The following is a 25,396-nucleotide window of genomic DNA, read 5'->3' as shown; positions in this document are numbered from 1 at the left end:
CACCACCTCCGCCACCATCGGCAACGCCGTCAGGGAAACAACCCACGCCCTACAGCAACTTGACCACACCATCCCACCAGGCCTCATCAAAGCCACCACCGCACACGACCTCGCCCAGCTCACCGGAGAAGCCGCCATCCCCACACCACGCACGTGACCAGACCAGCACCTAATTAATCGACGCGCTCTTGGTTACGTGAAAATGCGTAGTGTGTCCTTTTTGTAACGTAACCAACTCACCGCTGACGTGCCGTCAGGCTGCTGTCGCCTGTCTGCCATCATCAACGGATGCTGAGTATCGGAACGGTCGTTGTGGGTGTGCAGGATGTGCGGCGGGCGGCGGCGTTCTGGGGGCAGGCCCTGGGCTACGTCCCGCGCGACGGCGAAGTGGGCGACGACTGGACGGTTCTGGTTCCCGCCGACGGGACGGGCGTTGGGGTGGCGCTCGGCCGGAGCGTCACACCGGTGCAGGAGCGTCCGCGCGTACATCTCGACCTGTACGCCGTCGACGCGGCCGAGCAGACCGCCGAGGTGGAGCGGCTGGTCGCGCTCGGCGCGGAGCGCGTGGAGTGGAGCAGCTACCCAAAGGACCCGGACTTCGTCGTCCTGGCCGACACCGAGGGCAACCGGTTCTGCGTGATCGACACCGGCCACGGCTCTTGACCGGTCGGCCGGTCGCCAGGAGATCATGCCTGTCATGAGCAGCCCGAAAGAGATCGTGCGCGACTTCCTCCTGCATGTGCGCTCCGGCCAGGAGATCGAGCGCGTGCACCAGTACATGGCCGACACCGTTCTCGCCCACTAGGTCCAGTCGGAGGACCGGATGACGGTGGAGCGCTCGCCCGAGCAGTACGCCGAGCACGTACGCGAGATGATCGCGGCATATGGGGAGTTCGACTTCACCATCGACGAACTGCTCGCCGACGGCGAGCGGGTCTACGCACGCTGGATACAGGCCGGCCGCCACGTCGGCGAGGTCGACGGCTTCACGCCGACCGGTCGCCCGGTGACGGCGCTCACCAGCGCGGTGTACCGGGTCGAGTCGGGTCGCATCGTGGAGTACTGGATCCAGATCGACCGGCAGGGCATCACCGCGCAGCTCCGGTACGACTCCTGATCCAGGACGTGCGTGCGCCACCTCCCCGGGTAGCCCGTTGACAGCAGTCCGGCGCGGCACGGTTGCCCCTGGGGGCTTCGGCTGGGAGGGGCAAGCTTGATCACGGCGTAAGCCGCTTGGCCAGCTGCGCGGCTCCGCCCTGCCGCAGCCAGGTGGGGAAGTCCTGCAACCCCGGGTGGAGTTGGCGCAGTGCCGGAATGTCGGCGTGCCAAACCGGTCGGGTCGTGAGCAGTCGGCCGAGTTCCTCGCTCAGCCCCACGGACTCGCCGGCAACCTGCCGATAGCTGACCGGGCGGCCGGTGGCCTGCCCGATCAGCTCGGCAATTTCGACGGATGTCAATGCGTCACCGGCAAGCTCCAGTGTCCTGCCGAGGTATTCCTCCGGCCTGCCGAAGGCGAGTGCGGCGAAAACGCCGATGTCGTCGGTCGCGATCAGCTGCACTGGTACGTCGGTCCCGAAGAGATCGGCAAGTTCTCCGCTGTCCGTGATGCTCCCTGTCCGGGCGTCCGGGCCGGCATAGTTCTCCATGAAACGGACCGGGCGGAGCACCGTGGCGGCCAGGCCGAGCGAGTGAAGATACTGCTCGACCGCCCACTTGGCGCGCCAGAAGGGCACTTGCTCGTGGTCGGCCGAACCGACCGAGGTAAAGACGAAGTGGCTGACGCCGGCGGCCGCGGCGGCATCCGCCAAGGCCTTGCCGCGCTGTGTTTCGCGTTCCGGGTTTCCGGGGTCCTCCGGAGTGACGCCGAAGACTCCGTATGTTCCGGAGGCCGCCGTTACGAGCGAGGTGGGATCATCCAGATCACCGAACACCAACTCTGCGCCGGCCGACGCGAGTTCACGGGCGTTGGCGCTGTCCCCGGTACGGACGAGCGCGCGCACCCGCCAGCCGTCGGCCAGGAGGCGGCGGGCGGTTGCGCCACCTTGGCGGCCGGTCGCGCCGGTCACGAGGACGGTTCTTCCGGAGTCGCTCATGAGGTCTCCAAAGGTGGAAGCGGGTGCCTCTCGGGACTATATGGAGGCTACCTCCGCTTCGCAATGGTGCACCTCGTGGGCGGGGCGAACAAGAGGTGGGCCCGCTCCTGAGGTCAGAGCCTGAACAGCACTGCGCGCCAGGTCCAGCCCGCGTCGAGGACCGTCCTCTGGAGGGGGATCTTCAACTCGGCAGGGTCGAAGCGGAACTCCTCCCTCGTCCGCAGGCGGCCGTCGGGTCCCCGCTCGATCACCCATTGCCGGGACACCGACCTCATCTGCCCGCGGGACCACTCCCCTCCCACGGCCAGCCTGGGCGTGGTCCCGATCCATGTGATCTCCCGTTGCACGTCGACGGTGCGGACTTCGTGGTTCTCCGTGTCCAGGCGCATGCGGGTCTTGAGGCTCCGGTCCAGCCGCTGACGGTGGAAGTGGCCATGCCAGGCGGGCTCCATGACCCGCCACTCCGCCACCAGGTCGGCGCGCTCCTTTGCCGTGGCGGTGCGTACCACCCATGGCATGTCCGGCCCGTTGAGCGAGAGCAGCGCGGCCCGGAGCTCCTGGACGGGATGTGGGGGGACGCCCTGGACGGGGTGCTTGGTGCCGGTCAGCTTGTCGAGAAAGCCCATCGGGGCAACGTACAGCAGCGCCCTCAGCCCTCAGCCCTCAGACGAAGTCCGCGTGCAGCGTCGACGGCACCTCGAGGGCGTACGCGTCGAGCGCGTCCTCCAGCTCGATCCCGCCATGGAGCAGGAGGTCGAGGAGTTCGTTCTGGCCCCGGTAGCGGCATGCCCGGCACGGGGCGTTGGCCAGGGGATCGGACTCCTCCCAGGCGGCGCGCGGAGCGCCCCGCAGGGTGGCGGCGTAGCCGTCGCGGAGGACGTCGCCGAGGCGGCGGGGGACCTGGGGACAGGGGTGGAGGTGGCCGTCGGGGCCGACGGCGGTGATGAAGTGGCTGTAGTGGCAGCGGTCGAAGTCCGGGACGGGGGAGGGGACTTGATCCAGGCGCGGGACGGTGACGTCGAAGTCCGTCGTGGCCAGAAGGGCCGCCTCGTGGAGCGCGGCGGAGGCCTCGGCCGTGAGGGGGGCGTCCGCCGCGAAGCGTATGTAGTGCGCTCCCGCGTCGCGGGCGGCGTGGGCGGCGGCCGGGATGTCGTGGTGGTTGTGCGCGGTGACGGCGAAGCCGAAGCCGATGCGGAAGTCGGGGTCCATGGCGGACAGGCGCAGGCGGCCGACGTTGTCGAGGAGGGTCATGACGGCCCGGCCGTGGAGGGTGCCCAAGGCGACCCGTACCCACGTGTGCGTGGAGGCCACGCACTCGGCCATGGCCGGCAGGCCGAGCCGGGAGCCGTCGGTGGCCAGGCCGATGCGCAGGCCCGCCTCGTGCCCGGTGTCGCAGATGGCCGGATATCCGGGGTGCCCGGTGGGTTCGCCCGGGCCGTGGAACGTCACGGCGCGGCCGTCGTCGGCGGCGAACTCGCGCAGGAGCGCCGTGGTGCGCTCCGTGGAGAGGGCGGTGCCCGCGAGGCCGATGCGCAGATGGACGGGCCGTACGGGCCGGTGGGCCACGAAGCTGCGCAGCAGCTCACCGTGGGCGAGGAGCTTCCGCGGGGAGCGTGCGTGGGTGAGGCCGGTCGCGGACGGTGCGGGAAGCGGGTCCGGGAGGTCGGTGACGTCGGCGGCGTAACTCCCCGTGCCTGCGCGGTCGTTCATCGATCCTCCTCTCGCGAGGCCGGAACGGGGCGGCGCAGGTGACACTATGAGCCACTTCCGGGGGCGTCAATAGGTCCAGACCGGGCCCGTGCTCAGTCCGTGGGGCGCCGCAGCCTCGCGACGAACTTGTAGCGGTCGCCCCGGTAGACGGACCGGACCCACTCCACGGGCTTGCCCTCGGCGTCGAGGGAGTGGCGGGAGAGCATGAGCATCGGGAGGCCGACGTCGGTACCGAGGAGTCCCGCCTCGCGGGGGGTGGCGAGGGAGGTCTCGATGGTCTCCTCGGCCTCCGCGAGCGTGATGCCGTAGACCTCGGCCAGGGCCGTGTAGAGGGACGTGTACTTGACGAGGTTGCGGCGCAGCGCCGGGAACCGCTTCGCGGACAGGTGGGTGGTCTCGATGGCCATGGGCTCGCCGCTGGCGAGCCGCAGCCGCTCGATGCGCAGGACGCGGCCGCCGGGGGTGATGTCGAGGAGCCCGGCGAGGCGGTCGTCGGCGGTGACGTAGCCGATGTCGAGGAGCTGGGAGGTGGGCTCGAGGCCCTGGGCCCGCATGTCCTCCGTGTAGGAGGTCAGTTGCAGCGCCTGGGACACCTTGGGCTTCGCGACGAACGTCCCCTTGCCCTGGATGCGTTCCAGGCGGCCCTCGACGACGAGCTCCTGGAGGGCCTGGCGCACCGTCGTGCGCGAGGTGTCGAACTCGGCGGCGAGCGTGCGCTCGGGCGGCACGGGGGTGCCCGGAGGGAGGGTTTCGGTCATTTCGAGCAAATGGCGTTTGAGTCGGTAGTACTTGGGGACACGCGCGGTCCGCGCCGCACTGCCTCCGGTGCCGCCGCTCTCGGCCGTACCGTCCTCGGTCGCCATGGGGTGCCTTCCCGACTCCGCTGCTGCCGTCACCGGCTCGCTCCTCCGTTTGTTGCGGTCACATGGTGGCACGGGCCGAGCCCGGGAGGACCGGAGATGCCCAGGTCGGGCTCGAGGTGTCGGTCCGGTAACGGAGCCGACAGCGACTCTTATACACCCTTGACACCCCAATAGGTCTAGGCCAAGCTGCGGGCACTGGTCTAAACCATTAAAGACCACTTTTCGGTCTCTGAGGAGAGTGCTGTGAAGCGTGGGCTCATAGCGGCGACGGGTGTCGTGGCCATGTTGGTGAGTGTTGCTGCTTGTGGGTCCAGTGGCGGCAGCGACGACAAGGACGACGCCGGCGATTTCAAGGGCAAGACCCTGACGGTGTGGTTCATGGACGGCTCCAATCCGCCCAAGTGGACGGAGTCGGTGAAGGCCGAGTTCGAACAGAAGACCGGCGCCAAGCTCGATGTCCAGGTCCAGAAGTGGGACGGCATCCAGCAGAAGCTCACCACCGCGCTCTCCGAGTCCAGCCCGCCGGACGTCTTCGAGGTCGGCAATACCCAGACCCCCTCCTACGCCGAGACCGGCGGCCTCGCGGAACTCGGCGACCTGAAGAAGGAGATCGGCGGGGACTGGACCGACTCCCTCAACAAGCCCTCGGTGTTCGAGGGCAAGCAGTACGCCGCTCCGTGGTACGCCGCCAGCCGCGTCGTCATCTACAACAAGAAGATCTGGGCCGACGCAGGCATCAAGGACACCCCGAAGACCCGCGCCGAGCTCTTCAAGGACTTCGAGGCCATCCAGAAGAAGGGCGACGCCGAGCCGCTCTATCTGCCGGGCCAGAACTGGTACTTCTTCCAGGGCCTGACCGTCGGCACCGGCGCGGACCTGGTGAAGAAGGACGGCAACAAGTACGTCTCCAACCTCGGTGACCCCAAGGTCGCCAAGGCCATGGACATCTACAAGCAGTACCAGGCCTTCAGCAAGGCGCCCAAGGACAAGGACGAGGCCACCCCGCAGCAGGCGGACGTCTTCGCCAAGGGCAAGACCGGCGCGTTCATCGGTATGGGCTGGGAGTCCCAGACCGCCATCAAGGCGAACCCGCAGATCGAGAAGGAGATCGGCTATTTCACCATCCCCGGTGAGACGGCCGCCAAGCCCGAGGGCGTCTTCCTCGGCGGCTCCAACCTCGCGATCGCCGAGAACAGCAAGAAGAAGGCGCTCGCCAAGGAGTTCCTGAAGATCGCGCTGTCCGACAAGAACGAGGGCGCGCTGTCGAAGGAGGTCGGCTCGATCCCGAACAAGGACTCCCTGCTCTCCAACGTGCAGGGCAACGGCGCCGCCGTGGCCGCGTCCCCCGCCATCAAGGGCGGCGGCACCACCCCGCTGATCCCCGAGTGGGCGAACGTGGAGAACGCGCCGAACCCGATCAAGGCGTACATGACGGCCGTGCTGAACGGCAAGTCGTCCGAGGAGGCGGCCAAGCAGGTCGAGGGCGACATCAACAAGCGCCTCAGCCAGAAGCAGTGACTTTTGACGGCCGGGCGGGGGCCTCGGTGGTTTCCGCCCAACCGTGCACCACGTAGCGCCACGTAACACCGTTTGACAGGGGAGAAGGCGGACAACGATGTCAGCTCAGACCGAAGAGGCGGCGGCACGGTCCGCCCCCCGGACCGGCGAGGGCGGCGATCCGCCGGTCCGCCGCGGCCCGGGCGCGGCCGCGAAGAGCGTCCCGTATCTGCTGCTGCTCCCCACCGCGGTCGTCTCGGTGCTGCTGCTCGGCTGGATCGTGCTCGAGAACGGCCTGCTGTCGTTCCAGAACGTCAACAGGCGACAGCTGATCCGGCACGTCACCGAGTGGACGGGGCTCGACAACTACAGTGATCAGCTGGCGAGTTCGGACTTCTGGCGGGTTGCCGGGCGTTCAGTGGTCTTCACCGCGGCCAACGTCTCGCTGATCATGGTGCTGGGCTGTCTGATCGGACTGCTGGCCGCGCGCCTGGGCAAGAAGATGCGGCTGCTGTTGATGCTCGGTCTCGTCCTGGCCTGGGCGATGCCGCACGTCGCGGCGACCACTGTCTTCCAGTGGCTCTTCGACCAGCGCTACGGCGTCGTCAACTATGTGCTGGACAGCCTTGGTTGGCACTCCATGGCGGGGTTCAACTGGACGGGCGGGCAGTTCTCCACCTTCTTCGTCATCACCCTGCTGATCGTCTGGCAGTCGATCCCCTTCGTGGCGATCAACCTCTACGCGGCGACGACCACGATCCCCAAGGAGCTGTACGAGGCGGCGTCGCTGGACGGTGCGGGAAGCTGGAAGCAGTTCACGTCGGTGACCTACCCCTTCCTCAAGCCGTTCTTCCTCGCCACGACGTTCCTCGAGATCATCTGGGTCTTCAAGTCGTTCACCCAGGTCTTCGCGATCAACGAGGGCGGTCCCGACCGGCTCACCGAGACGCTGCCCGTCTATGCCTTCCAGGAGGGCCTGGGGAGCCAGCACTTCGGCGTGGGCGCGGCGATCTCCATCCTGACCATCGTGATCCTGCTGGGCCTGACCGCGTACTACCTGCGCCTGGTCCTCAAGCAAGAGGAGGACGAGCTGTGAGGCGCTCACTGCTGGGCCGCGTCTGGCCGGGGGCGACGGCGGTCGTTCTCTTCGCGGTCTTCGCGTTCCCCGTCTACTGGATGTTCGCCACGGCCTTCAAGGCCAACAAGGACATCGTCACCGAGACCCCGGTCTGGTTCCCGACCGCTCCCACCCTGGAGCACTTCACCAAGGCGGTGCACGCGGACAACTTCTGGACGCTCGTGCGCAATTCGTTCACCGTCACGCTGGTCGCGGTCGCCCTGTCGCTCGTCATCGCGCTGCTGGCGTCCTTCGCCCTCGCGCGCATGCGCTTCAAGGGCCGCAGGAGCTTCATCCTGGTCATGATGATGGCGCAGATGGCCCCCTGGGAGGTCATGACCCTCGCCTACTACATGATCGTGCGCGACGCGGAGATGCTGAACACGCTGCCGCCGCTGATCGCGGTCTACACGATGATGGTGCTGCCCTTCACGATCCTGACGCTGCGCGGCTATGTGGCCGCGGTGCCCAAGGAACTGGAGGAGTCCGCGCTGGTCGACGGCTGTACGCGCACCCAGGCGTTTGTGAAGGTCATCTTCCCGCTGCTGGCACCGGGGCTGATGGCCACCTCGCTCTTCGGCTTCATCACCGCCTGGAACGAGTTCCCGATGGTCCTGATCCTCAGCAAGGAGCCGCAGGCGCAGACGCTCCCGCTGTGGATCACCCAGTTCCGTACGGCTTTCGGTGACGACTGGGGCGCGACGATGGCGGCGTCCTCGCTGTTCGCCGTACCCGTTCTCATCCTGTTCGTCTTCCTCCAGCGCAAGGCGGTCGGCGGTCTTACCTCCGGCGCAGTGAAGGGCTAGCACTACTCGTATGGACACGCTCACTCGCGACGCACTGACCGTCCTCCAGCCGGGCTTCACCGGCACCACCGCACCCGACTGGCTGCTGCGGCGGCTCGGCGAAGGGCTGGCGTCCGTCGGCCTGTTCGGCCGCAACATCGAGTCGCCAGGGCAACTGGCCGCGCTCACGCGGCAGTTGCGCGCCGAGCGGGAGGACGTGCTCGTCGCGATCGACGAGGAGGGCGGTGACGTCACCCGCCTCGAGGTCCGTACGGGCTCCTCGTTCCCCGGCAACTTCGCGCTCGGCACGGTCGACGACACGGAGCTGACCCGTGCCGTCGCCGGTGAGCTGGGGCGGCGGCTCGCCGAGTGCGGGGTCGGCCTCAACTGGGCGCCGTCCGCGGACGTCAACTCCAACCCGGACAACCCGGTCATCGGCGTACGGTCCTTCGGCGCCGGCCCGGAGCTGGTCGCCCGGCACACGGCCGCGTATGTCGAGGGGCTCCAGGCCTCGGGCGTGGCCGCCTGCGTCAAGCACTTCCCGGGCCACGGGGACACCGCCGTGGACTCGCACCACGACATGCCGCGCATCGACGTGGGCCTGGACACCTTGCAGGAACGGGAGTTGGTGCCCTTCCGCGCCGCTGTCGCCGCCGGGGTCAAGGCGGTGATGAGCGCCCACATCCTGCTGCCCGCGCTCGACCCGCACCTGCCGGGCACGCTCAGCCCGTCCGTCCTGCACGGCCTGCTGCGGGCGCCGGTGCGGGAGGGGGGCCTCGGCTTCGAGGGGCTGATCGTCACCGACGGCATGGAGATGAACGCCATCGTCGGCAACTACGGCCTGGAACGCGGCAGTGTCCTGGCCATCGCCGCCGGGGCCGACGCCATCTGCGTCGGCGGTGGACTGGCGGACGAGGACACCGTGCTGCGGCTGCGCGACACGCTCGTACGAGCCGTGCGCGAGGGCGAGTTGGCGGAGGACCGCCTCGCCGACGCCGCCGCACGGGTGTGCGCACTCGCGCGCTGGACCCCGGATGCGGGCGCGGCAGGAAAGGCGGGGACCGCGCCCGCACCCGGGGTGGGGCTGACCGCCGCCCGCCGTGCGCTGCGCGTCACCGGCGCCGCGGACGGCATGCCGCTCATCGGGCCCGCCTACGTGGCCGCGTTCACGCCCGTCGCCAACATCGCGGTCGGCGACGAGACCCCCTGGGGCGTGGCCGCCGAACTCGCCCGCCTGCTGCCCGGTACCGAGACCGGCTCCTACGGACCCGGCGCCGCCGACGGCATCGACGGCGCCGATGGCGTCGGGCGGGTGCTCCGCGCCGCCGGGCACCGGCCGGTCGTTGCCGTCGTACGGGACGTCCACCGGCACCCCTGGATGGCGCGCGCCCTGGACGAGCTGGTCGCCGCCCGGCCCGACACCATCGTCGTCGAGATGGGCCTCAACCAGGCGCCGCCCACCGGGGCGTTGCACATCGCCACCCACGGCGCCGCCCGCGTCTGCGGGCTCGCCGCCGCGGAGATCATCGCCGGGGCGTGACGCCGGGGTGTGATGCCGACCCGGGGCAGGCCCCGGGTCGCCCCGCTTCCTACAGGCCCTGCCAGGTCGGCTTCGCCGCGTACGTCGCGCGGAAGTAGTCGGCGAGCTTCAGCTTGGAGGCCGCCGCCTCGTCGACGACGACCGTCGCGTGCGGGTGCAGCTGCAGCGCGGAGGCGGGCACCAGCGCGGCGACCGGACCCTCCACGGACTTCGCCACGGCCTCGGCCTTGCCCTCACCGGTGGCCAGCAGCACCAGGTGACGGGCCTCCAGGATGGTGCCGATGCCCTGGGTGATGACATGGTGGGGCACCTGGTCCATGTCGCCGTCGAAGAACCGCGCGTTGTCGACGCGGGTCTGCTCCGTCAGCGTCTTGATCCGGGTGCGGGAGGCGAGCGAGGAGCACGGCTCGTTGAACCCGATGTGCCCGTCGGTGCCGATGCCGAGCAGCTGGATGTCCACACCGCCGGCCTCGGTGAGCGCCCGGTCGTAGGCCTCGCAGGCGGCCTGGACGTCCTCGGCGGTGCCGTCCGGGCCCATGAAGGAGTCCACGGTCAGCCCGAGCGGCTCCACGACCTGGCGCAGCACCGTGGAACGGTAGGACTCGGGGTGCTCGGACGGCAGCCCGACATACTCGTCGAGCTGGCAGATGCGGGCACGCGAGGCGTCCACGGCGCCGGAGCGGACCTGCGCCGCCAGGGCCTCGTAGACGGGCAGCGGGGTGGAGCCGGTGGCCACGCCGAGGAGGGCGTCGGGCTTGCGGCGCAGCAGGGCGGCCATGGCATCGGCGATGAGCTCGCCGCCTGCCTTGGCGTCCGGGACGATGACAACTTCCACGCTGGGCCTGCCGATCTTGAAGGTGGGGAGCTGGTGGTGGTATAGACCAATCCCCAATCTAACAGAGGTCGACCCAGCGGGCTCCCGGGTGCCGCGCGCTACTTCAGGGCCCCGCCCGTCGCGTCTATCCACTGGCCCGTGACCCAGCGGCCGTCGGGCGAGGCGAGGAAGGCGACGACGTCGGCGATCTCGGCCGCCCCGGCCACCTTCCCCAGCGGCGAGGACGCGGCGATCGCGTCCCAGGTCGCCTTGTTGGCCTCGCCGCGCAGCCAGCTCGCGTTCATGTCCGTGTCGACCACGCCGGGGGCGACCGCGTTGACCGTGATGCCGCGCGCGCCCGCGTACTGGGCCAGCGTCTTGGTGAACACATCCACCGCGCCCTTGGTCATGGCATAGGTGATGGTCTCCGGCATGAGCGCGCGCCGCGTCAGGCCCGTGGAGATGTTGACGACGCGACCCCCGTCGCGCATGCGCTCCAGACCGAGCTTCGTGACGAAGAACGGCGCCTTGGTGTTGATCGCGAAGACGCGGTCGAAGTCCTCCGGGGAGATCCCGGTGATGTGGTCGCGCACCCCGTCTGTCGCAGCGTTGTTGACGAGGATGTCCACGCCCTCGGCATGGGCGTCGAACGCCGCCCACAGCTCCTCGGCGTCGCCCGGAACCCCCAGCTCGGCGCGGATCGCGAAGGCGTCGCCGCCCGCGGCCCGGATCGCGGCGACCGTCTCCTTCGCGGAGGCGTCGTCGCGCCCGTAGTGCACGGCGACCCGCGCGCCCTCGCGCGCCAGCCGCTCCGAGATGCCCCGCCCGATGCCCCGGCTGCCGCCCGTGACCAGTGCCGTCTTGCCCGTGAGTGCACCCATGGTGCTGCCCCCTCATTCCCTAGCGGTCGTTACAGAAAAACCGTAGCACGGATTCTCGATCGAGCGCTATAAAATTCACCCGTGGCTACCAAACAACGTGGGCGTCCCCGGTCCTTCGACCGTGCGACAGCCCTTGAACAGGCGATCCAGACCTTCTGGGAGCGGGGCTACGAGGCGACCTCCATCGCCGACCTCACCCGGGCCATGGGCATCGGGGCTCCCAGCCTCTACGCGGCGTTCGGCGACAAGAAGGCCCTGTTCACCGAGGTCGTCGCGGAGTACGGGCACACGTACGGCGCCTTCCTCGGCCGCGCGCTCGAGGAGGAGCCGACGGCCCGCCGGGGCGTCGAGCGGGCGCTGCGGGAAGCGGCGGTCGAATACACCACGTCCGGCCGCCCGCACGGCTGCCTCGTCGTCTCGGCCGCGACCAACGCGAGTGCCGGTTCGGATGATGTGGTGACGGCCCTGCGTGAGCTGCGCGAGGCCAACATCCGGGCCATGGAGCGCGTGATCGCGGCGGACAAGGCGGCGGGGGAGCTGCCCGCCGACGTCGACTCCCATGCGCTCGCGCAGTTCACCGCCGTGACGATCCAGGGGATGTCTCAGCAGGCGCGCGACGGCGCGAGCCGTGAAGAGCTCGAGGCGGTCGTCGAGTTGGCGCTCCGGGTGTGGCCGCACCGTCCGGACGCCCCGGTCGGCGATGGCTGAGTCTCGCGCCGGGCCGCGGCGCCCGGCCGGGACCCTCAGCCCGGTAGGCACCGCAGCCCGGAGCCGGCAACGGCCGGCCCGGGGTGCGGGGTGTGCGGCCCCGCGCGGGACGGCCGGCCGGAGGCCGCGGCGCAGTCAGGGCAGAGAGCGCCCGGCCTCGGTCCGCCCTCTTGTGCGGAGAAGGCGGAGGCCAATCGCGTCCCGCGAAGCGGTGTGGCGGTGCGGAGTTCATGACTCCGCGATCCGGAAAGCCGCACCACTCGGCGGGGCGCCATCCCAAAGCTTTGCGCAGCCATTGGCTTCGCATGGCCATTGTGGACTAGACCATTCTGCGCTGTCCATGCTTCTGCAGCACCGGTCCCCGCTTCTGTGGCACTGGTCCCCGCTGCCCGCGAAGGTAGGCTCGCAAGCGTGCCCTCCATGAACGACCTCGTACGCCAGCACACCGACCTCGGCGACTCGGACCTCGAGTGGCTCCATCTGCTGGTCTCGGAGTGGCAGCTGCTCTCCGACCTGTCCTTCGCCGACCTGGTCCTGTGGATCCCCACCCGGGACGGCACCCGGTACGTCTCCGTCGCCCAGATGCGGCCCAACACCGGACCCACCTCCTACCAGGACGACATGGTCGGCCACCTGGTGCCCCGGGGTCGCCGGCCCATGCTCGACGCCGCCCTCGACGAGGGCCGGATCGTGCGCGAGGGCGACCCGGAGTGGCGTGAGGAGGTGCCGGTGCGGGTCGAGTCCATCCCCGTCCGCCGGGAGGGCCGGGTCCTCGGCGTCATCGCCCGCAACACCAATCTGCTGACGGTGCGGACGCCGAGCCGGCTCGAACTCACCTATCTCCAGAGCGCCTCCGACCTCGCCCAGATGATCGCCGCCGGGTCCTTCCCCTTCCCCGGTCAACAAGTCGACATGGACGCCTCGCCGCGCGCGGGCGACGGGCTGATCAGGCTGGACGCGGACGGAACCGTGCAGTACGCCAGCCCCAACGCGCTCTCCGCCTACCACCGGCTCGGCCTCGCCGCCGACCTCGTGGGGCACCATCTGGGCGAAACCACCGCCGAGTTGGCACCGTCCCGAGGGCCCGTCGACGAGGGGCTGGCCAAGCTCGCGAGCGGCTGGGCGCCGCGCGAGTTCGAGGTGGAGGCCAACGGCGGCGTCATCCAGCTCCGGGCGATTCCCCTCAAACCCAAGGGAAATCACATCGGTTCGCTCGTACTGCTGCGCGATGTCACCGAACTGCGTCGGCGCGAGCGCGAGTTGATCACCAAGGACGCGACGATCCGCGAGATCCACCACCGGGTGAAGAACAACCTCCAGACCGTGGCCGCTCTGTTGCGCCTCCAGGCCCGCAGGATCACCTCGGCCGAGGGGCGCGAGGCGCTGGAGGAGGCGGTGCGCCGTGTCGGGTCGATCGCGATCGTCCACGAGACGCTGTCGCAGAACCTCGACGAGCGGGTCGAGTTCGACGAGATCGCCGACCGGGTCCTCGCGATGGTCGCCGAGATCTCCCCGGGCCGGGTCACCACCCGCCGCACCGGGCGCTTCGGCATACTCGACGCCGAGGTGGCCACGCCGCTGTCGATGGTCCTGACCGAACTCCTGCAGAACGCCCTCGAACACGGCTTCGGACCGGGGGAGCAGGGGCGGGTCGAGGTCACCGCCGTACGCAGCGGCACCCGGACCGACGCCCGGCTGCTGATCTCGGTGCAGGACGACGGCCGCGGACTGCCGGAAGGTTTCGACCCGCAGCGCGCCGGCAACCTGGGCCTGCAGATCGTACGGACCCTGGTCGAGGGGGAACTCGGCGGAAGCTTCGACATGGTGCCGGCCTCCGGGCGGGGCACGCGAGTGGTGCTCGACATCCCCGTACAAGCGGAAAAGCCGTAACGAAAGCACTGAGCCCCGGACCGATCGGGTCCGGGGCTCAAAGCTTGACGTGCTTAGCGCTGCTTCGGGGGGTACTGCGCGCTGCGGCTCGGGGGCCGAGGGGCGTCAGGCGGTCGCGTTGCGCGCCCGGTTGCGGGCGGCGCGGCGCTTCATCGCGCGACGCTCGTCCTCGCTGAGGCCACCCCAGACGCCGGAGTCCTGGCCGGACTCGAGCGCCCACTGCAGGCACTGCTCCATGACGGGGCAGCGGCGGCAGACGGCCTTGGCTTCCTCGATCTGCAGCAGCGCAGGACCGGTGTTGCCGATGGGGAAGAACAGCTCGGGGTCTTCCTCGCGGCAAACGGCGTTGTGACGCCAGTCCATGGCTGCTCCATCTCCTCGTAAAGGGCTTAAGTGGCTTGTGAATGTGAACGCTTTCACGAATCCCCCCGCAGGGCAAGGGCCAACGCCCAGCCAGAGACTGGTGCGGTCCAGGGGTAAGTGAGAGGGGGTTCGGGCAAAGCGGGAAGCCCTGAAGAGTGGCCGTCCCGATCGCCAAGAAGAGACTCGCAAACCTCGGCGGCGGATACAACCCCTTCTGGAAAGTTTTTTTTGATTCCTCGGTGTCGGGTAGGTCACAGCCGTACTTCGAGGGGGTGGAACCCAGCCTAAACGTTCGAGTGGAAGGACTTTAGGCCCTGGCGCTCACACAATCACACGCAGTGCTCGGCGAACGCCTGTGAACGTCACGCTCGTACGGAGCCCTAGGTGGTCGCCGTCCATCTGGAACGGCAGGGGAGCCTGCGAATGCAAGGTGAAGGAGGTTTGGTCATGCAATGACACGGCGTGTTTGCCCTTGGGGCCGTGCTCCGGGTTCGAGGACAGCAGCTGGCTGATGTAGTGGCTGACCGTGAAAGTGGTCAGTTTGGTGAGTCCCAGCACGTCAAGAGCGGTGTCGAAGGATGCCTGCGGCAGCGCGTAAAGCGGACGGTTGCCGAGATAGGTCCACGGCGCCGTGTTGCAGATTATCGACATGACGAGATTCTCGAGTGGCTCCTCGCCAGGTCGTTCGAGGGTGATCGTGCCGTGTCTGCGGTTCTCCTCGCCGAAGAGCTGACGCATGAACTGTCGCACGTACAGGGAATGCGTCGAACGCTTGCCGCGCTCCCGCTGCTGCTCGACGCGGCCCACCACGCCCGCGTCGAAGCCGAAACCGGCGCAGAAAGTGAACCAGCGTGCGGGCACTCCCTCGTCCGGGGTGCCCGGGGTGCCCCCGGCGTGGCCCAGGCCGACCGTGCGCTCGGTGCCGTTGCGCAGGGCGTCCAGCAGGGCGCCGGTCGCCTCGACGACGTCGTTGGGCAGGCCCAGCGCACGGGCGAACACATTCGTGGAGCCGCCGGGAACCACGGCCAGGCGCGGCCGGTCCTCGGGGTCGGGGCCGTGGTGCAGGAGGCCGTTGACGACCTCGTTGACGGTTCCGTCACCGCCGAGCGCGACCACCAGTTCGATATTGCCGCTCTCGGCGGCAGCGCGTGCGAGGTCGCGGGCATGGCCCCGGTACTCGGTGGTGGCGACCTCCAGCTTGAGATCGCTGGCGAGTGCATGCACCAGGACGTCGCGCGTACGAACACTGGTGGTGGTGGCCGAAGGATTGACCACAAGAAGCGCACGCATGCGCGCCAGCCTACCTACCTGTTGGTACACGCCTCATCCCAGGTCGGCCCCCGCTGCCCGGAGCGTCGGACGGAGCGGGGCTACCCTGCTGGGGTGAGCAGCAAGCAGTCCGCGCCGAAGTCCGCCCGTAAGAGCGCCCCCCGCGAGCGCAGTGGGAGCAAGGCCCCGACGACCCCCGACCCGGCCGCGCCCCGGCCCGCCCGGCTGACGGCCGCGGCGGTGCTGGCCGGCCTGGAAGGCGTGGCGCTCGTCGCCGGCGGGGTGTACATGCTGGTCATGGGTCTGCTGGGCAAACCGGACAGTCCGCAGCAGGCCGAGATGGCCGGACTGACCGTGCTCGCGCTGGCGGTGCTGCCGCTGGTGGCGGCGCGCGGCCTGTGGCTGCTGCGCCGCTGGAGCCGCGGCCCGGCGATGATCACGCAGCTGATGGCGCTGCCGGTGGCCTGGACGCTCTACAACGCGGGCGGCGCCCTGATCGCCGCGGGCGTGGTGCTGGCGCTGGTCGCCGTGGCCGCGCTCGCACTCCTGGTGAACCCCACGGCGACCGAGGCGCTCGGCATCAGCACCAGTACCCGCACCGACTGAAACGCCGTTCAGCCCTGCGCAGGCGGACTCCACCCGCACGGAACCGACGGCCTCAGCCCACTGGACAAGGCCCGCCGCGCAAGAGCTACTCCTCAGCTACTCCTCGATCAGCAGGCGCTCGCGGAGCTGGGCCAGTGTGCGGGCCAGCAGGCGTGAGACGTGCATCTGGGAGATGCCGACCTCCTGGGCGATCTGCGACTGGGTCATGTTGCCGAAGAAGCGGAGCAGCAGGATCTTCTTCTCGCGCGGCGGGAGATCCTCCAGCAGCGGCTTGAGGGACTCGCGGTACTCGACGCCCTCCAGCGCCTCGTCCTCGGCGCCGAGGGTGTCGGCGACGGCGGGGGACTCGTCGTCGGTGTCCGGCACGTCCAGGGAGAGCGTGCTGTAGGCGTTGGCGGACTCCAGGCCCTCCAGCACCTCCTCCTCGGAGATCCCCAGATGCTCGGCCAGCTCGTGGACGGTGGGCGCGCGGCCATGGCGCTGGGAGAGCTCGGCGGTGGCGGTGGTCAGCGCCAGGCGCAGTTCCTGGAGCCGGCGCGGCACCCGCACCGCCCAGCCCTTGTCCCGGAAGTGCCGCTTGATCTCGCCGACGACTGTGGGCGTGGCGTACGTCGAGAACTCCACGCCCCGGTCCGGGTCGAACCGGTCCACGGATTTGATCAGGCCGATCGTGGCGACCTGGGTCAGGTCGTCGAGCGGCTCACCGCGGTTGCGGAACCGCCGTGCCAGGTGCTCCACCAGGGGCAGGTGCATGCGTACGAGGTTGTTGCGCAGTTCGGCGCGCTCGGGCGAGCCGACGGGAAGCGCTCGCAGCTCGACGAACAGGGCGCGGGCGCCGCTGCGGTCGTGTGGGTCGCTGCGCCGCTGCCCCTGCTGGTGCTCGTACTGATCCATGTGGTCCGCCCGCTCCGGTGGGTCAATCGCCTGGTCCGGCCCCAGTGCTGCCGCGTTCCCCGACTGGTTGCGGGCAGGCTGCTGCGGGATGGCCGGGGTACGCACTCCCCGCGACGATGCAGTACTCACGGAGCCCCCTCTTCCGTCACGGCTGTCCGGGGCCGGCGCCGCGCTTCTTGTGCAGGCTGATACTGACCGTACGGTCGTCCGCGACCGTGGAGTCGACCTCGCCGGCCAGTGCGGAGAGCACCGTCCAGGCGAAGGTGTCGCGCTCGGGCGCGCGGCCGTCCGTGGTGGGTGCCGAGACGGTCACCCTGAGAGCGTCGCCGACGAGGCGGAAGACGCAGCTGAGCACGGAACCGGGGACGGCCTGTTGCAGGAGGATCGCGCACGCCTCGTCGACGGCGATGCGCAAGTCCTCGATCTCGTCGAGGGTGAAGTCCAGACGGGCCGCGAGGCCGGCTGTCGCCGTCCGCAGCACCGAAAGGTAGGCACCCGCAGCGGGCAGCCGGACTTCCACGAAGTCCTGGGTCGTCCCAGGCTCGCCTGCGATGGGGGACACCCTCACCTCCAAGGTGGCACAAGCTTCTTGAGCTGTTATGAGCGTCGGCCCCGCACCCCCTTCTGCCGAAGGGCGGTACCGGCCGCCGCCGCATATTGTCGGCTGCGACGCTATCGCGATCTGCGGCGCCCTGCCGCAACCCCGCGACTGTCACTCATGGTAAGCCCATGAGTACGGAAAGTGGCTAGGGGTCTGAGGGGTCAAATCGAAAGAGAAGTCGCCCTGTTGGGATTTTCGTCACTCTGCGCGAGTGCCGCAAGGCCGTTGAGCGCTTCTCCGGAAAGCCGCTGCACCGTCCAACCGTCCATCGGCTGCGCGCCGATGGAGCGGTAGAACGCTATCGACGGTTCATTCCAGTCCAGCACTGACCATTCAAAACGCTGGTAGCCGCGCTCCACACAGATCTGCGCGAGAGCGGTGAGGAGCGCCTTGCCGTGGCCGCCGCCGCGCGCCCCCGGTCGAACATAGAGATCCTCCAGATAGATACCGTGCGTACCCGTCCAGGTGGAGAAGTTGAGGAACCAGAGCGCGAAGCCGACGACTTCGCCGCCCGCGGCGGCCTCCTCTCCGGCGTCGGCGTCACTCTCCGCTATCAGCGCATGGACCGCGGGGTGCGCCCCGAACAGCGCCTCGCGCAGCTGTTCCTCGGTGGCCCGGGCCTCCTCCAGCGCCCGTTCGTACGCGGCGAGTTCACGGATCATCGCGTGGATGACGGGCACGTCGGCGGGGGTAGCGGGTCGGATCATGCGTGCATGCTAAGGCCTGTCCGACGGATCACGGCGAGCAGGCGATCAGACGAGGTGTTTGTCCGCGTAGCACCAGCGCCAGCTCTGCCCGGGCTCGAAGCTGCGCATCACCGCGTGGCCCGTCTCCTCGAAGTGGCCCGTGGCGTGCCGGTAGGGCGAGGAGTCGCAGCAGCCCACGTGCCCGCACACCAGACACATCCGCAGTTGCACCGGATGGCTGCCGACGGCGTCGCACTCGGGGCAGCCTGTGCTCAGCGGCTCCGGCTCGGGGCGCGGCAGTTCGGCGAGATGCGGACAGTCGATCATGATGGCCAGGTTAGACGGCGGGTTGGAACACCGGTGAACAGGCGGAGCCGATGAACGTCATGCCCTTGCTGATGCTGGTGGCGGCCAGTGCCGCCGTCGCCGGCGCTGCCCGCCGTACGCCGGTGCCCGCGCCGCTGCTGCTCACCGCCGCCGGGCTCGTCGCCTCGTACGTGCCCGGGGTGCCGGACTACACGCTCGAGCCCGGCGTCGTACTGCCCCTGGTGCTGCCGCCGCTGCTGCACACCGCCGCGCTCGAGAGCTCGTACCTCGACCTGCGGGCCAACGCACGGCCGGTGGCGCTGCTCTCGGTCGGCTACGTCCTGTTCGCCACGCTCGCCGTCGGCTGGGTGGTCCACATGGTGGTGCCGGGTATGCCGGCCGCCGCCGCGCTCGTGCTCGGCGCGGTCGTCGCCCCGCCCGACGCGGTCGCCGCGACCGCGATCGCCCGCCGTCTGGGGCTGCCCTCGCGGATCACCACCATCCTCCAGGGCGAGTCCCTGGTGAACGACGCGACCGCGATCACCGCCTACAAGGTCGCGCTCGCCGCCGCCGTGGGCGAGGGCGCCACCTGGGCCGGGGGCGTGCGGGAGTTCGCGGTCGCCGCGCTCGGCGGCATCGCGGTCGGCCTGGTGCTCATGGTGCCGCTGCACTGGCTGCGCAAGACGCTGCGCGAACCGCTGCTGCAGAACACCCTCTCGCTGCTCATCCCCTTCGCGGCCTACGCCGCCGCCGAACAGGTCGAGGCGTCCGGCGTGCTCGCCGTCGTGGTCGTCGGCCTGTACCTCGGGCACCGTTCCTGGCAGGTCGACTTCGCCACCCGGCTGCAGGAGGCGGCGGTGTGGAAGATGGTCGCCTTCATCCTCGAGTCCGCGGTCTTCGCGCTCATCGGCCTCCAACTGCCCGTCGTGCTGCGGGGACTGGGGGAGTACGGGGCGGGCGAGGCGGCCTGGTACGCGGTCGCCGTCTTCCTCGCGGTCGTGGCGGCCCGCTTCGTATGGGTCTTCCCCGCGACGTTCCTGCCGCGGTGGCTGTCGGCGCGCATCCGCGAGCGCGAGCCGGACGTCGACGGCAAGGGCGTCTTCGTCGTCGGCTGGGCTGGGATGCGCGGTGTCGTCTCGCTCGCGGTCGCCTTCTCGATCCCCGTCACCGCGCACGCCGGGAGCGGCTTCCCCGCCCGCAACCTGATCCTCTTCCTCACCTTCACCACGGTGATCGGCACGCTCGTCGTCCAGGGCCTCTCGCTGCCCCCGCTCATCCGCGCCCTGCGCCTGCCCGGCCGGGACGAGCAGGCCGAGACCCTCGTCGAGGCCCAGGCCCAGAGCGAGGCCTCGGCGGCCGCCGAACGCCGCCTCGAGGAACTCCTCGCCGACGAGCGCAACGCCCTCCCGCCGCCGCTCGCCGACCGGCTGCGCGCGGTCCTCGAGCGGCGGCGCAACGCGGTGTGGGAGCGGCTCGGCGCCGTGCACGAGACCACCGGCGAGTCGGCGGACGACACCTACCGCCGGCTGACGCGCGAGGTGATCGGCGCCGAGCGCAAGGTCTTCGTGGCGCTGCGGGACGCCCGTCGCATCGACGACGAGATGCTGCGGACGCTCCTGCGCCGGCTCGACCTGGAGGAGGCCGCGGCCTACCGCGAGGAGGGCGTCGGCTGATCCGCGCCGCCGGTGATCACGGCCACGACCGTCGTACCCGGCCGGAACGCGCCCTCCTCGGCGAGCGTCGTCAGCCCGAACAGCGCCTTCGCCACGTACAGCCGCTCCAGCAGCAGGCCGTGCCGGGCCGAGAAGTCCTCGGCGAACGCGGTCAGTTCGGGCGAGCTGCGGGCGTAGCCGCCGCAGTGGAAGCGCTCGTCCAGCCGCCAGTCGCCGCGCCTGCCGCCGAAGGCCTCCCGCTGGAGCCGCTCGGCCTCGGCGCCGAGGAAGCCGCCCTTGAGCACGGGGAAGCCGATCGTCCGCTGTCCCACGCCGAGCCCGGCGGCGAGCCCGGCGAGCGTGCCCCCGGTGCCGCAGGCGACGCCGACGATGTGCGCGACACCGCGCAGCTCGCGCCCGAGGGACGCGCAGCCGCGGGCCGCCGCGGCGTTGCTGCCGCCCTCGGGGATCACGAAGCAGCCCTCCGGCGCCAGCGCGGCCAGCACCTCGGGTTCCGCCTTGCGCCGGTAGGTCGTGCGGTCGACGAAGCGCAGCCGCATGCCGTCCGCCACGCAGCGGGCCAGCGACGGGTTGAGCGGCCGGTCCGCCAGTTCCTCGCCGCGCACGATGCCGATCGTCCCGAAACCGAGCAGCCGGCCCGCCGCGGCGGTGGCGCGCAGGTGGTTGGAGTACGCGCCGCCGAAGGTGAGCAGGGTGTCCTTCCCGGCCTCCTCGGCGGCCTGGAGATTGAGTTCCAGCTTGCGCCACTTGTTGCCCGGGATGTCGGGGTGTATCAGGTCGTCGCGCTTGAGCAGCAGCCGTACGCCCCGGCGCGCGAACCGCTCGTCCGCCACTTCCTCGAGCGGGGACGGCAGGCACGGCCGCAGCGCGGCGAGGGCGGGTACGGAGCTGGTCACGCACCCATTGTCACGTGACGCGCGGGTCACGTGAGGCGTGCGCGGACGCGGTCGCGGAGCCAGTCCATGGCGAAGCCCACCGGGTCCACCTTGCCCGGCCGCCACTCGCGGTGGCCGATGACGGACCGCTCGCTCCACCCGTGATGGCGGCAGAGCGCCGCCGCCACGCGCTCGATGACGTCCAGCTGGGCCGCGGGCCAGGGGTCGGCACCGTCGCCGAGGTTGACGCACTCGAAGCCGTAGAAGTACGTGTTGCCGTCGGTGCCGGCCTCGCGCACGGGCGGCAGCGGCTTCTCGGCGATCACCGCGCGCAGCACGTCGCCGTCGCCGCTCCCGGCGTGGTTGACGCGCCCGGAGCCGACGAGGTGGACGCGGCCGTCCTTGGCGATGACCCCGTGGCACAGCGGCCCGGGCAGGTCGGGCCGCCCGTCCCGGCAGAGCCGGACGGAGGCGTCGGTGCCCGAGGTGGAGGTGTGGTGGACCATCACGCCGTGGACCGGGCCCCAGGGGCCGTGTCCGGCACGGTTGTGGGTGCGCCAGTCGCCGACCTCGACGATCTCGGCACCCTCCTTCCGCAGGACGGCGAGGAAGTCGCTCGCCGACAGGGGTGGGGCCACGGCTGTCTCCTTCGACACGAGTGGACGCGAGTGGACGCGATGACGCGAGTGGACGCGATGACGCGAGTGAAGCGAAGTGAACGGGCCCGTTGTATCGAAAAGTTCGCTGGTGGGCTGGGTGTTCGGATATCGTGCGAGCCGAATCGGCCGCACGCCGGACATGCTCGCCGTTACCGGGACAGAAAGTACGAACCAGTGGACTACCAGGCCGTACTCGAAGAAGTCGCCTCCTTCGTGCGCCCGCTGGTCGGCCGTGGCCAGGCCGCCCAGTACATCCCGGCCCTCGCGGACATGGACACCAGCCAGTTCGGGATGGCCGTCGCCGACGTCGACGGCGGCATCCACGGCGTGGGGGACTGGGAACGCCCCTTCTCCGTGCAGTCCATCTCCAAGGCCTTCGGGCTCGCGCTCGTGCTGGCCGAGGGCGGCGACAGGATCTGGGAACGGGTCGGCACGGAACCGTCCGGAAATGCCTTCAACTCCCTGGTCCAGCTCGAATACGAGAACGGTATTCCGCGCAACCCGTTCATCAACGCGGGTGCGCTCGTCGTCACCGACCGGCTGCAGACGCTGACGGGCGACGCCAGCACCACGATGCTGGAGTTCCTGCGCGCCGAGAGCGGCAACCCGGAGGTCTCCTTCGACGCGGCCGTCGCCAAGTCCGAGTCCGAGCACGGCGACCGCAACGCGGCGCTGGCGCACTTCATGGCGAGCTACGGCAACCTCGACAATCCGGTGCCCACTGTGCTGGAGCACTACTTCTGGCAGTGCTCCATCGAGATGAGCTGCCGCGACCTCGCCGTCGCGAGCAGCTTCCTGGCCCGCCACGGCCTGCGCGCGGACGGCACGCGCCTGCTCCCGAGCCGCGAGGCCAAGCAGATCAACGCGGTCATGCTCACCTGCGGCACGTACGACGCCGCCGGTGACTTCGCCTACCGGGTCGGCCTCCCGGGCAAGAGCGGCGTGGGCGGCGGCATCATCGCCGTGATACCGGGACGCTGCACGCTGTGCGTCTGGAGCCCCGGCCTGGACGCCCGCGGCAACTCGGTGGCGGGCGTCGCGGCCCTGGACCACTTCACCACGCTCACGGGCTGGTCGGTCTTCTGAGCGGTCCTCTGAGGCATGCCATCGGTGGCGGCCCACGCACCGCTGTTGCACGATGGACCGATGGAGCACGAACTGCGCGCCGAGTACGACGACTCCCCGCAGGACCCCGAGGCGCGGGTCAAAATCTGGCACGTGGTGCGTCAGGACGACCTGACCGCCATGTGCGGGCGTGACCTGGCGCCCGGCTCCGCGGAGCGCTCCATCGACGAATGGGGCACCGGCAAGGTGCCGATCTGCCACTCCTGTGGCGCGCTCTACCTGCGCGAGTCGCCGTAGTGACGTACCGCGAACGCGCCTCGGCGGCAGTCGCCGGGGCGGTGGTGTGGACGCGTACGGACACCACCGGCGCGGCCGTGCGCGTCATACCCGACGGCTGCGTCGACGTGATCCTGATCGACGGGCGGCTGCTCGCGGCCGGCCCCGACACCCGCGCCCACCTCGTGCCGGGCGTGCCCGGCGCGACGTACACCGGCCTGCGCTTCGCGCCCGGCACCGGCCCCGCCGTGCTGGGCGTACCCGCCGCCGAACTCCGCGACCGGCGCGTGCCGCTCGACGACCTGTGGCCCGGCCGCCGCGCCCGCGCCCTCGCCGAGCGGGCGGCCGAGGCGGCGGCTCCCGGGCGGGTGCTGGAGGAGGCCGTACGCCCGCCGTACGCTGCCGATCCCGCCGCCCCCGCCGACCCTGTGACCGCCGCGATCGTCCGCGGCGCCCGGCATGGCGAGCCCGTGGCCGCGCTGGCGGCCCGGCTCGGCCTGGGGGAGCGGCAGCTGCACCGCCACAGCCTGCGGGCCTTCGGGTACGGGCCCAAGACGCTGGCCCGCGTGCTGCGCATGAACCGGGCCGTCGCCCTGTCCCGTGGCGGTACGCCCCTCGCCGAGGTGGCGGCCGTCTGCGGCTACGCCGACCAGGCCCACCTCACGCGCGACGTCAAGGCACTGACCGGCGTGCCGCCGAGCCGGCTCGGCGACTGACCGGTCACAGCGCGCCTGGTCACAGCGCGGCGAACAGGCTGACCTCGTTGCCGTCGGGGTCGTGCACGACGGCGTACCGCTGCCCCCAGAAGGCGTCCCAGGGGGCCAGGTGCCCCTCGTACCCGGCGGCCGTCAGTTCGGCGTGGACCTTGTCGACCTCGGCCGGGCTCTCACAGGCGAACGCGAGCCCGACCCGCCCGGGACCGTGCGGCAGGGCGGCTTCGGGGTCGAAGGAGCGGACCGTGGCGTCGGTGTCCCAGAGCAGCCGCTGGCCGCCCGGCAGCTCCGCCTCGACGTGCGGGGCCGTGTCCGCCTCGGGCGGGATGTCCAGGCCGAGGCGGCGGTAGAAGGCGAGTGAGGCGGCCATGTCGGCGACGACGAGCCCGGTGCAGGCGAAACGTGGTGTCATGCGGCCACGGTAGGCAGCCGCTCACCGACGTGTCTTGAACAGATCGGACAGCTCAGGGGCAGCGGATGACCTGTCCCGCGTACGACAGGTTGCCGCCGAAGCCGAACAGCAGGACCGGCGCGCCCGGGGCGACCTCGCCGCGCTCGACCAGCTTGGACAGGGCGAGCGGGATGCTCGCGGCGGAGGTGTTGCCGGACTCGGTCACATCCGTGGCGACGACCGCGTTGACGGCGCCGATCCGGCGCGCGACCGGCTCGATGATCCGCAGGTTGGCCTGGTGCAGGACGACCGCGGCCAGCTCCTCCGGGGCGACCCCGGCCCGTTCGCACACCTGCCGGGCTATCGGCGGCAGCTGGGTCGTGGCCCAGCGGTAGACGGACTGGCCCTCCTGCGCGAAGCGGGCGGGCGTGCCCTCGATGCGTACGCAGTGCCCCATGTCCGGCACCGAGCCCCACACCACCGGGCCGATGCCCGGCTCGGACGCCGCCGTGACCACGGCCGCCCCCGCACCGTCGCCGGTGAGGACGCAGGTGGTGCGGTCGGTCCAGTCGGTGACGGAGGTGAACTTCTCCACGCCGACGACCAGCGCGTTGGCCGCCGCGCCCGCGCGGATGGCGTGGTCGGCGGTGGCGAGGGCGTGGGTGAAGCCGGAGCAGACGACGTTGACGTCCATGGTGGCGGGCGAGGACAGGCCCAGCCGGGCCGCGACCCGCGCGGCGGTGTTCGGGCTGCGGTCCTCGGCGGTGCAGGTGGCGACGAGCACCAGGTCGATGGCGTCGGCGGCCAGCCCGCTGTTCGCGAGCGCCTTGGCGGCCGCCTCGGCGGCCATGTCGGCGACGGTCTCCTCGGGCCCGGCGATCCGGCGGGTGCGGATGCCGACACGGGAGCGGATCCACTCGTCGCTGGTGTCGACCATGACGGCGAGCTCGTCGTTGGTCAGAACCCTGGCGGGCTGGTAGTGGCCGAGGGCGAGAACACGGGACCCGGACAAAGGCGGTTCCTCCTGCGGGCGTCCTGCGGGCGGGTGATCCGGAACCACCAGTTTTGACGCCACATCGTCTTCAGCCGGTGCGAAATCCACCAATCTTCTGCCGGGACAA

The 25,396-nt window shown here is 70.4% G+C and carries 29 protein-coding genes; 13 read left to right on the top strand and 16 right to left on the bottom strand.

The genetic code is table 11. From position 1 onward, the window contains the following. Window positions 1-288 precede the first annotated feature (288 nt). Together ACV530_RS09075 and ACV530_RS09070 are read left to right on the top strand one after the other, a co-directional pair. Window positions 289-663: a VOC family protein gene (locus tag ACV530_RS09075; protein ID WP_494331773.1), complete on the top strand. Its 375-nt coding sequence runs from the start codon at window positions 289-291 to the stop codon at window positions 661-663. Window positions 664-823: 160 nt separating this feature from the next. Beyond that, window positions 824-1,117: an ester cyclase gene (locus tag ACV530_RS09070; RefSeq protein ID WP_494331772.1), complete on the top strand. Its 294-nt coding sequence runs from the start codon at window positions 824-826 to the stop codon at window positions 1,115-1,117. A 100-nt stretch (window positions 1,118-1,217) separates the two neighbouring features. Here the strand turns inward: ACV530_RS09070 and ACV530_RS09065 are convergent, their stop codons facing one another. The 4 genes from ACV530_RS09065 to ACV530_RS09050 form a co-directional block, all read right to left on the bottom strand. After that, window positions 1,218-2,093 (bottom strand): NmrA/HSCARG family protein, encoded by an 876-nt coding sequence (locus tag ACV530_RS09065; RefSeq protein WP_494331771.1) that lies wholly within the window; start codon window positions 2,091-2,093, stop codon window positions 1,218-1,220. Between the two features lie 113 nt (window positions 2,094-2,206). Further along, window positions 2,207-2,719, bottom strand: a complete 513-nt coding sequence (locus ACV530_RS09060; RefSeq protein ID WP_494331770.1) for a hypothetical protein — start codon at window positions 2,717-2,719, stop codon at window positions 2,207-2,209. A 37-nt stretch (window positions 2,720-2,756) separates the two neighbouring features. Beyond that, window positions 2,757-3,803 carry a radical SAM protein gene (locus ACV530_RS09055; RefSeq protein WP_494331769.1) on the bottom strand — a complete coding sequence of 349 codons (1,047 nt, stop codon included), beginning with the start codon at window positions 3,801-3,803 and terminating at the stop codon, window positions 2,757-2,759. Window positions 3,804-3,895: 92 nt separating this feature from the next. Beyond that, on the bottom strand, window positions 3,896-4,666 hold the full coding sequence (locus tag ACV530_RS09050) for a GntR family transcriptional regulator (protein WP_494331793.1): 771 nt from the start codon (window positions 4,664-4,666) through the stop codon (window positions 3,896-3,898). A gap of 243 nt (window positions 4,667-4,909) precedes the next feature. Between ACV530_RS09050 and ACV530_RS09045 the strand changes: the two genes are divergently transcribed. The 4 genes from ACV530_RS09045 (at window position 4,910) to ACV530_RS09030 (ending at window position 9,605) form a co-directional block, all read left to right on the top strand. Next, window positions 4,910-6,184 carry an extracellular solute-binding protein gene (locus ACV530_RS09045; protein WP_494331768.1) on the top strand — a complete coding sequence of 425 codons (1,275 nt, stop codon included), beginning with the start codon at window positions 4,910-4,912 and terminating at the stop codon, window positions 6,182-6,184. Window positions 6,185-6,281: 97 nt separating this feature from the next. After that, complete coding sequence (locus tag ACV530_RS09040) at window positions 6,282-7,259, top strand: carbohydrate ABC transporter permease (protein ID WP_494331767.1); 978 nt, start codon at window positions 6,282-6,284, stop codon at window positions 7,257-7,259. Further along, window positions 7,256-8,086, top strand: a complete 831-nt coding sequence (locus ACV530_RS09035) for a carbohydrate ABC transporter permease (protein ID WP_494331766.1) — start codon at window positions 7,256-7,258, stop codon at window positions 8,084-8,086. The genes ACV530_RS09040 and ACV530_RS09035 overlap by 4 nt, the downstream gene beginning before the upstream one ends. Before the next feature lie 10 nt (window positions 8,087-8,096). Further along, a complete protein-coding gene (locus ACV530_RS09030; RefSeq protein WP_494331765.1) occupies window positions 8,097-9,605 on the top strand; it encodes a glycoside hydrolase family 3 protein in 1,509 nt (502 codons plus the stop codon). Between the two features lie 49 nt (window positions 9,606-9,654). On the opposite strand, the gene nagB is transcribed toward ACV530_RS09030, so the two are convergent. Together nagB and ACV530_RS09020 are read right to left on the bottom strand one after the other, a co-directional pair. Then, window positions 9,655-10,440 (bottom strand): glucosamine-6-phosphate deaminase, encoded by a 786-nt coding sequence (nagB, locus tag ACV530_RS09025; RefSeq protein WP_494331764.1) that lies wholly within the window; start codon window positions 10,438-10,440, stop codon window positions 9,655-9,657. A gap of 98 nt (window positions 10,441-10,538) precedes the next feature. After that, a complete protein-coding gene (locus tag ACV530_RS09020) occupies window positions 10,539-11,300 on the bottom strand; it encodes an SDR family oxidoreductase (protein ID WP_494331763.1) in 762 nt (253 codons plus the stop codon). Window positions 11,301-11,381: 81 nt separating this feature from the next. Here ACV530_RS09020 and ACV530_RS09015 point away from each other — a divergent pair, with 81 nt between their 5' ends. Beyond that, window positions 11,382-12,008 (top strand): TetR/AcrR family transcriptional regulator, encoded by a 627-nt coding sequence (locus tag ACV530_RS09015; protein ID WP_494331762.1) that lies wholly within the window; start codon window positions 11,382-11,384, stop codon window positions 12,006-12,008. 420 nt (window positions 12,009-12,428) lie between these two features. Beyond that, window positions 12,429-13,898: a sensor histidine kinase gene (locus tag ACV530_RS09010; protein ID WP_494331792.1), complete on the top strand. Its 1,470-nt coding sequence runs from the start codon at window positions 12,429-12,431 to the stop codon at window positions 13,896-13,898. A 105-nt stretch (window positions 13,899-14,003) separates the two neighbouring features. Here ACV530_RS09010 and ACV530_RS09005 read toward each other — a convergent pair whose 3' ends face one another. Together ACV530_RS09005 and ACV530_RS09000 are read right to left on the bottom strand one after the other, a co-directional pair. After that, on the bottom strand, window positions 14,004-14,261 hold the full coding sequence (locus ACV530_RS09005) for a WhiB family transcriptional regulator (protein ID WP_004937597.1): 258 nt from the start codon (window positions 14,259-14,261) through the stop codon (window positions 14,004-14,006). Window positions 14,262-14,582: 321 nt separating this feature from the next. Then, on the bottom strand, window positions 14,583-15,551 hold the full coding sequence (locus ACV530_RS09000; RefSeq protein WP_494331761.1) for a diacylglycerol/lipid kinase family protein: 969 nt from the start codon (window positions 15,549-15,551) through the stop codon (window positions 14,583-14,585). 93 nt (window positions 15,552-15,644) lie between these two features. Between ACV530_RS09000 and ACV530_RS08995 the strand changes: the two genes are divergently transcribed. Continuing rightward, window positions 15,645-16,136, top strand: a complete 492-nt coding sequence (locus ACV530_RS08995) for a hypothetical protein (RefSeq protein WP_494331760.1) — start codon at window positions 15,645-15,647, stop codon at window positions 16,134-16,136. Between the two features lie 96 nt (window positions 16,137-16,232). Here ACV530_RS08995 and ACV530_RS08990 read toward each other — a convergent pair whose 3' ends face one another. The 4 genes from ACV530_RS08990 to ACV530_RS08975 all read right to left on the bottom strand — a co-directional run bounded on the left by ACV530_RS08990 (window position 16,233) and on the right by ACV530_RS08975 (window position 18,644). Beyond that, entirely contained in the window at window positions 16,233-17,159 is a 927-nt protein-coding gene (locus ACV530_RS08990; RefSeq protein ID WP_494331759.1) for an RNA polymerase sigma factor SigF, read from the bottom strand. A 16-nt stretch (window positions 17,160-17,175) separates the two neighbouring features. Then, window positions 17,176-17,592 carry an ATP-binding protein gene (locus ACV530_RS08985; protein ID WP_071962378.1) on the bottom strand — a complete coding sequence of 139 codons (417 nt, stop codon included), beginning with the start codon at window positions 17,590-17,592 and terminating at the stop codon, window positions 17,176-17,178. A 200-nt stretch (window positions 17,593-17,792) separates the two neighbouring features. Continuing rightward, window positions 17,793-18,338 carry a GNAT family N-acetyltransferase gene (locus ACV530_RS08980; RefSeq protein ID WP_494331758.1) on the bottom strand — a complete coding sequence of 182 codons (546 nt, stop codon included), beginning with the start codon at window positions 18,336-18,338 and terminating at the stop codon, window positions 17,793-17,795. A 45-nt stretch (window positions 18,339-18,383) separates the two neighbouring features. Next, entirely contained in the window at window positions 18,384-18,644 is a 261-nt protein-coding gene (locus tag ACV530_RS08975; protein WP_494331757.1) for a UBP-type zinc finger domain-containing protein, read from the bottom strand. Between the two features lie 50 nt (window positions 18,645-18,694). Between ACV530_RS08975 and ACV530_RS08970 the strand changes: the two genes are divergently transcribed. Continuing rightward, window positions 18,695-20,296 (top strand): Na+/H+ antiporter, encoded by a 1,602-nt coding sequence (locus ACV530_RS08970; RefSeq protein WP_494331756.1) that lies wholly within the window; start codon window positions 18,695-18,697, stop codon window positions 20,294-20,296. Here the strand turns inward: ACV530_RS08970 and ACV530_RS08965 are convergent. After that, a complete protein-coding gene (locus tag ACV530_RS08965) occupies window positions 20,272-21,192 on the bottom strand; it encodes a 1-aminocyclopropane-1-carboxylate deaminase/D-cysteine desulfhydrase (RefSeq protein WP_494331755.1) in 921 nt (306 codons plus the stop codon). The two genes, ACV530_RS08970 and ACV530_RS08965, sit on opposite strands and share 25 nt — an antisense overlap. 26 nt (window positions 21,193-21,218) lie before the next feature. After that, window positions 21,219-21,809 carry an N-acetylmuramoyl-L-alanine amidase gene (locus ACV530_RS08960; protein WP_494331754.1) on the bottom strand — a complete coding sequence of 197 codons (591 nt, stop codon included), beginning with the start codon at window positions 21,807-21,809 and terminating at the stop codon, window positions 21,219-21,221. Window positions 21,810-22,004: 195 nt separating this feature from the next. On the opposite strand from ACV530_RS08960, the gene ACV530_RS08955 reads away from it, so the two are divergent. From ACV530_RS08955 to ACV530_RS08945, 3 genes are read left to right on the top strand one after another with little or no spacing between them, the layout of a single operon-like run. Beyond that, window positions 22,005-22,916, top strand: coding sequence for a glutaminase (locus ACV530_RS08955; protein ID WP_494331753.1), 912 nt, complete (start codon window positions 22,005-22,007; stop codon window positions 22,914-22,916). Window positions 22,917-22,976: 60 nt separating this feature from the next. Continuing rightward, window positions 22,977-23,192, top strand: a complete 216-nt coding sequence (locus ACV530_RS08950) for a hypothetical protein (protein ID WP_494331752.1) — start codon at window positions 22,977-22,979, stop codon at window positions 23,190-23,192. Continuing rightward, a complete protein-coding gene (locus ACV530_RS08945; protein WP_494331751.1) occupies window positions 23,192-23,887 on the top strand; it encodes a helix-turn-helix transcriptional regulator in 696 nt (231 codons plus the stop codon). Before ACV530_RS08950 ends, ACV530_RS08945 begins: the two co-directional genes overlap by 1 nt. A gap of 19 nt (window positions 23,888-23,906) precedes the next feature. Here ACV530_RS08945 and ACV530_RS08940 read toward each other — a convergent pair whose 3' ends face one another. After that, the gene (locus ACV530_RS08940) at window positions 23,907-24,296 is read right to left on the bottom strand and encodes a VOC family protein (RefSeq protein ID WP_494331750.1); all 390 of its coding nucleotides are present in this window, start codon (window positions 24,294-24,296) and stop codon (window positions 23,907-23,909) included. 52 nt (window positions 24,297-24,348) lie between these two features. Then, window positions 24,349-25,287 carry a beta-ketoacyl-ACP synthase III gene (locus ACV530_RS08935; protein ID WP_494331749.1) on the bottom strand — a complete coding sequence of 313 codons (939 nt, stop codon included), beginning with the start codon at window positions 25,285-25,287 and terminating at the stop codon, window positions 24,349-24,351. Window positions 25,288-25,396 lie beyond the last annotated feature (109 nt).

The organism is Streptomyces sp. SX-6, assembly GCF_059089585.1.
The sequence above is the reverse complement of the archived record's forward strand: the minus strand, read 5'-3'. Positions and strand labels throughout refer to the sequence as shown.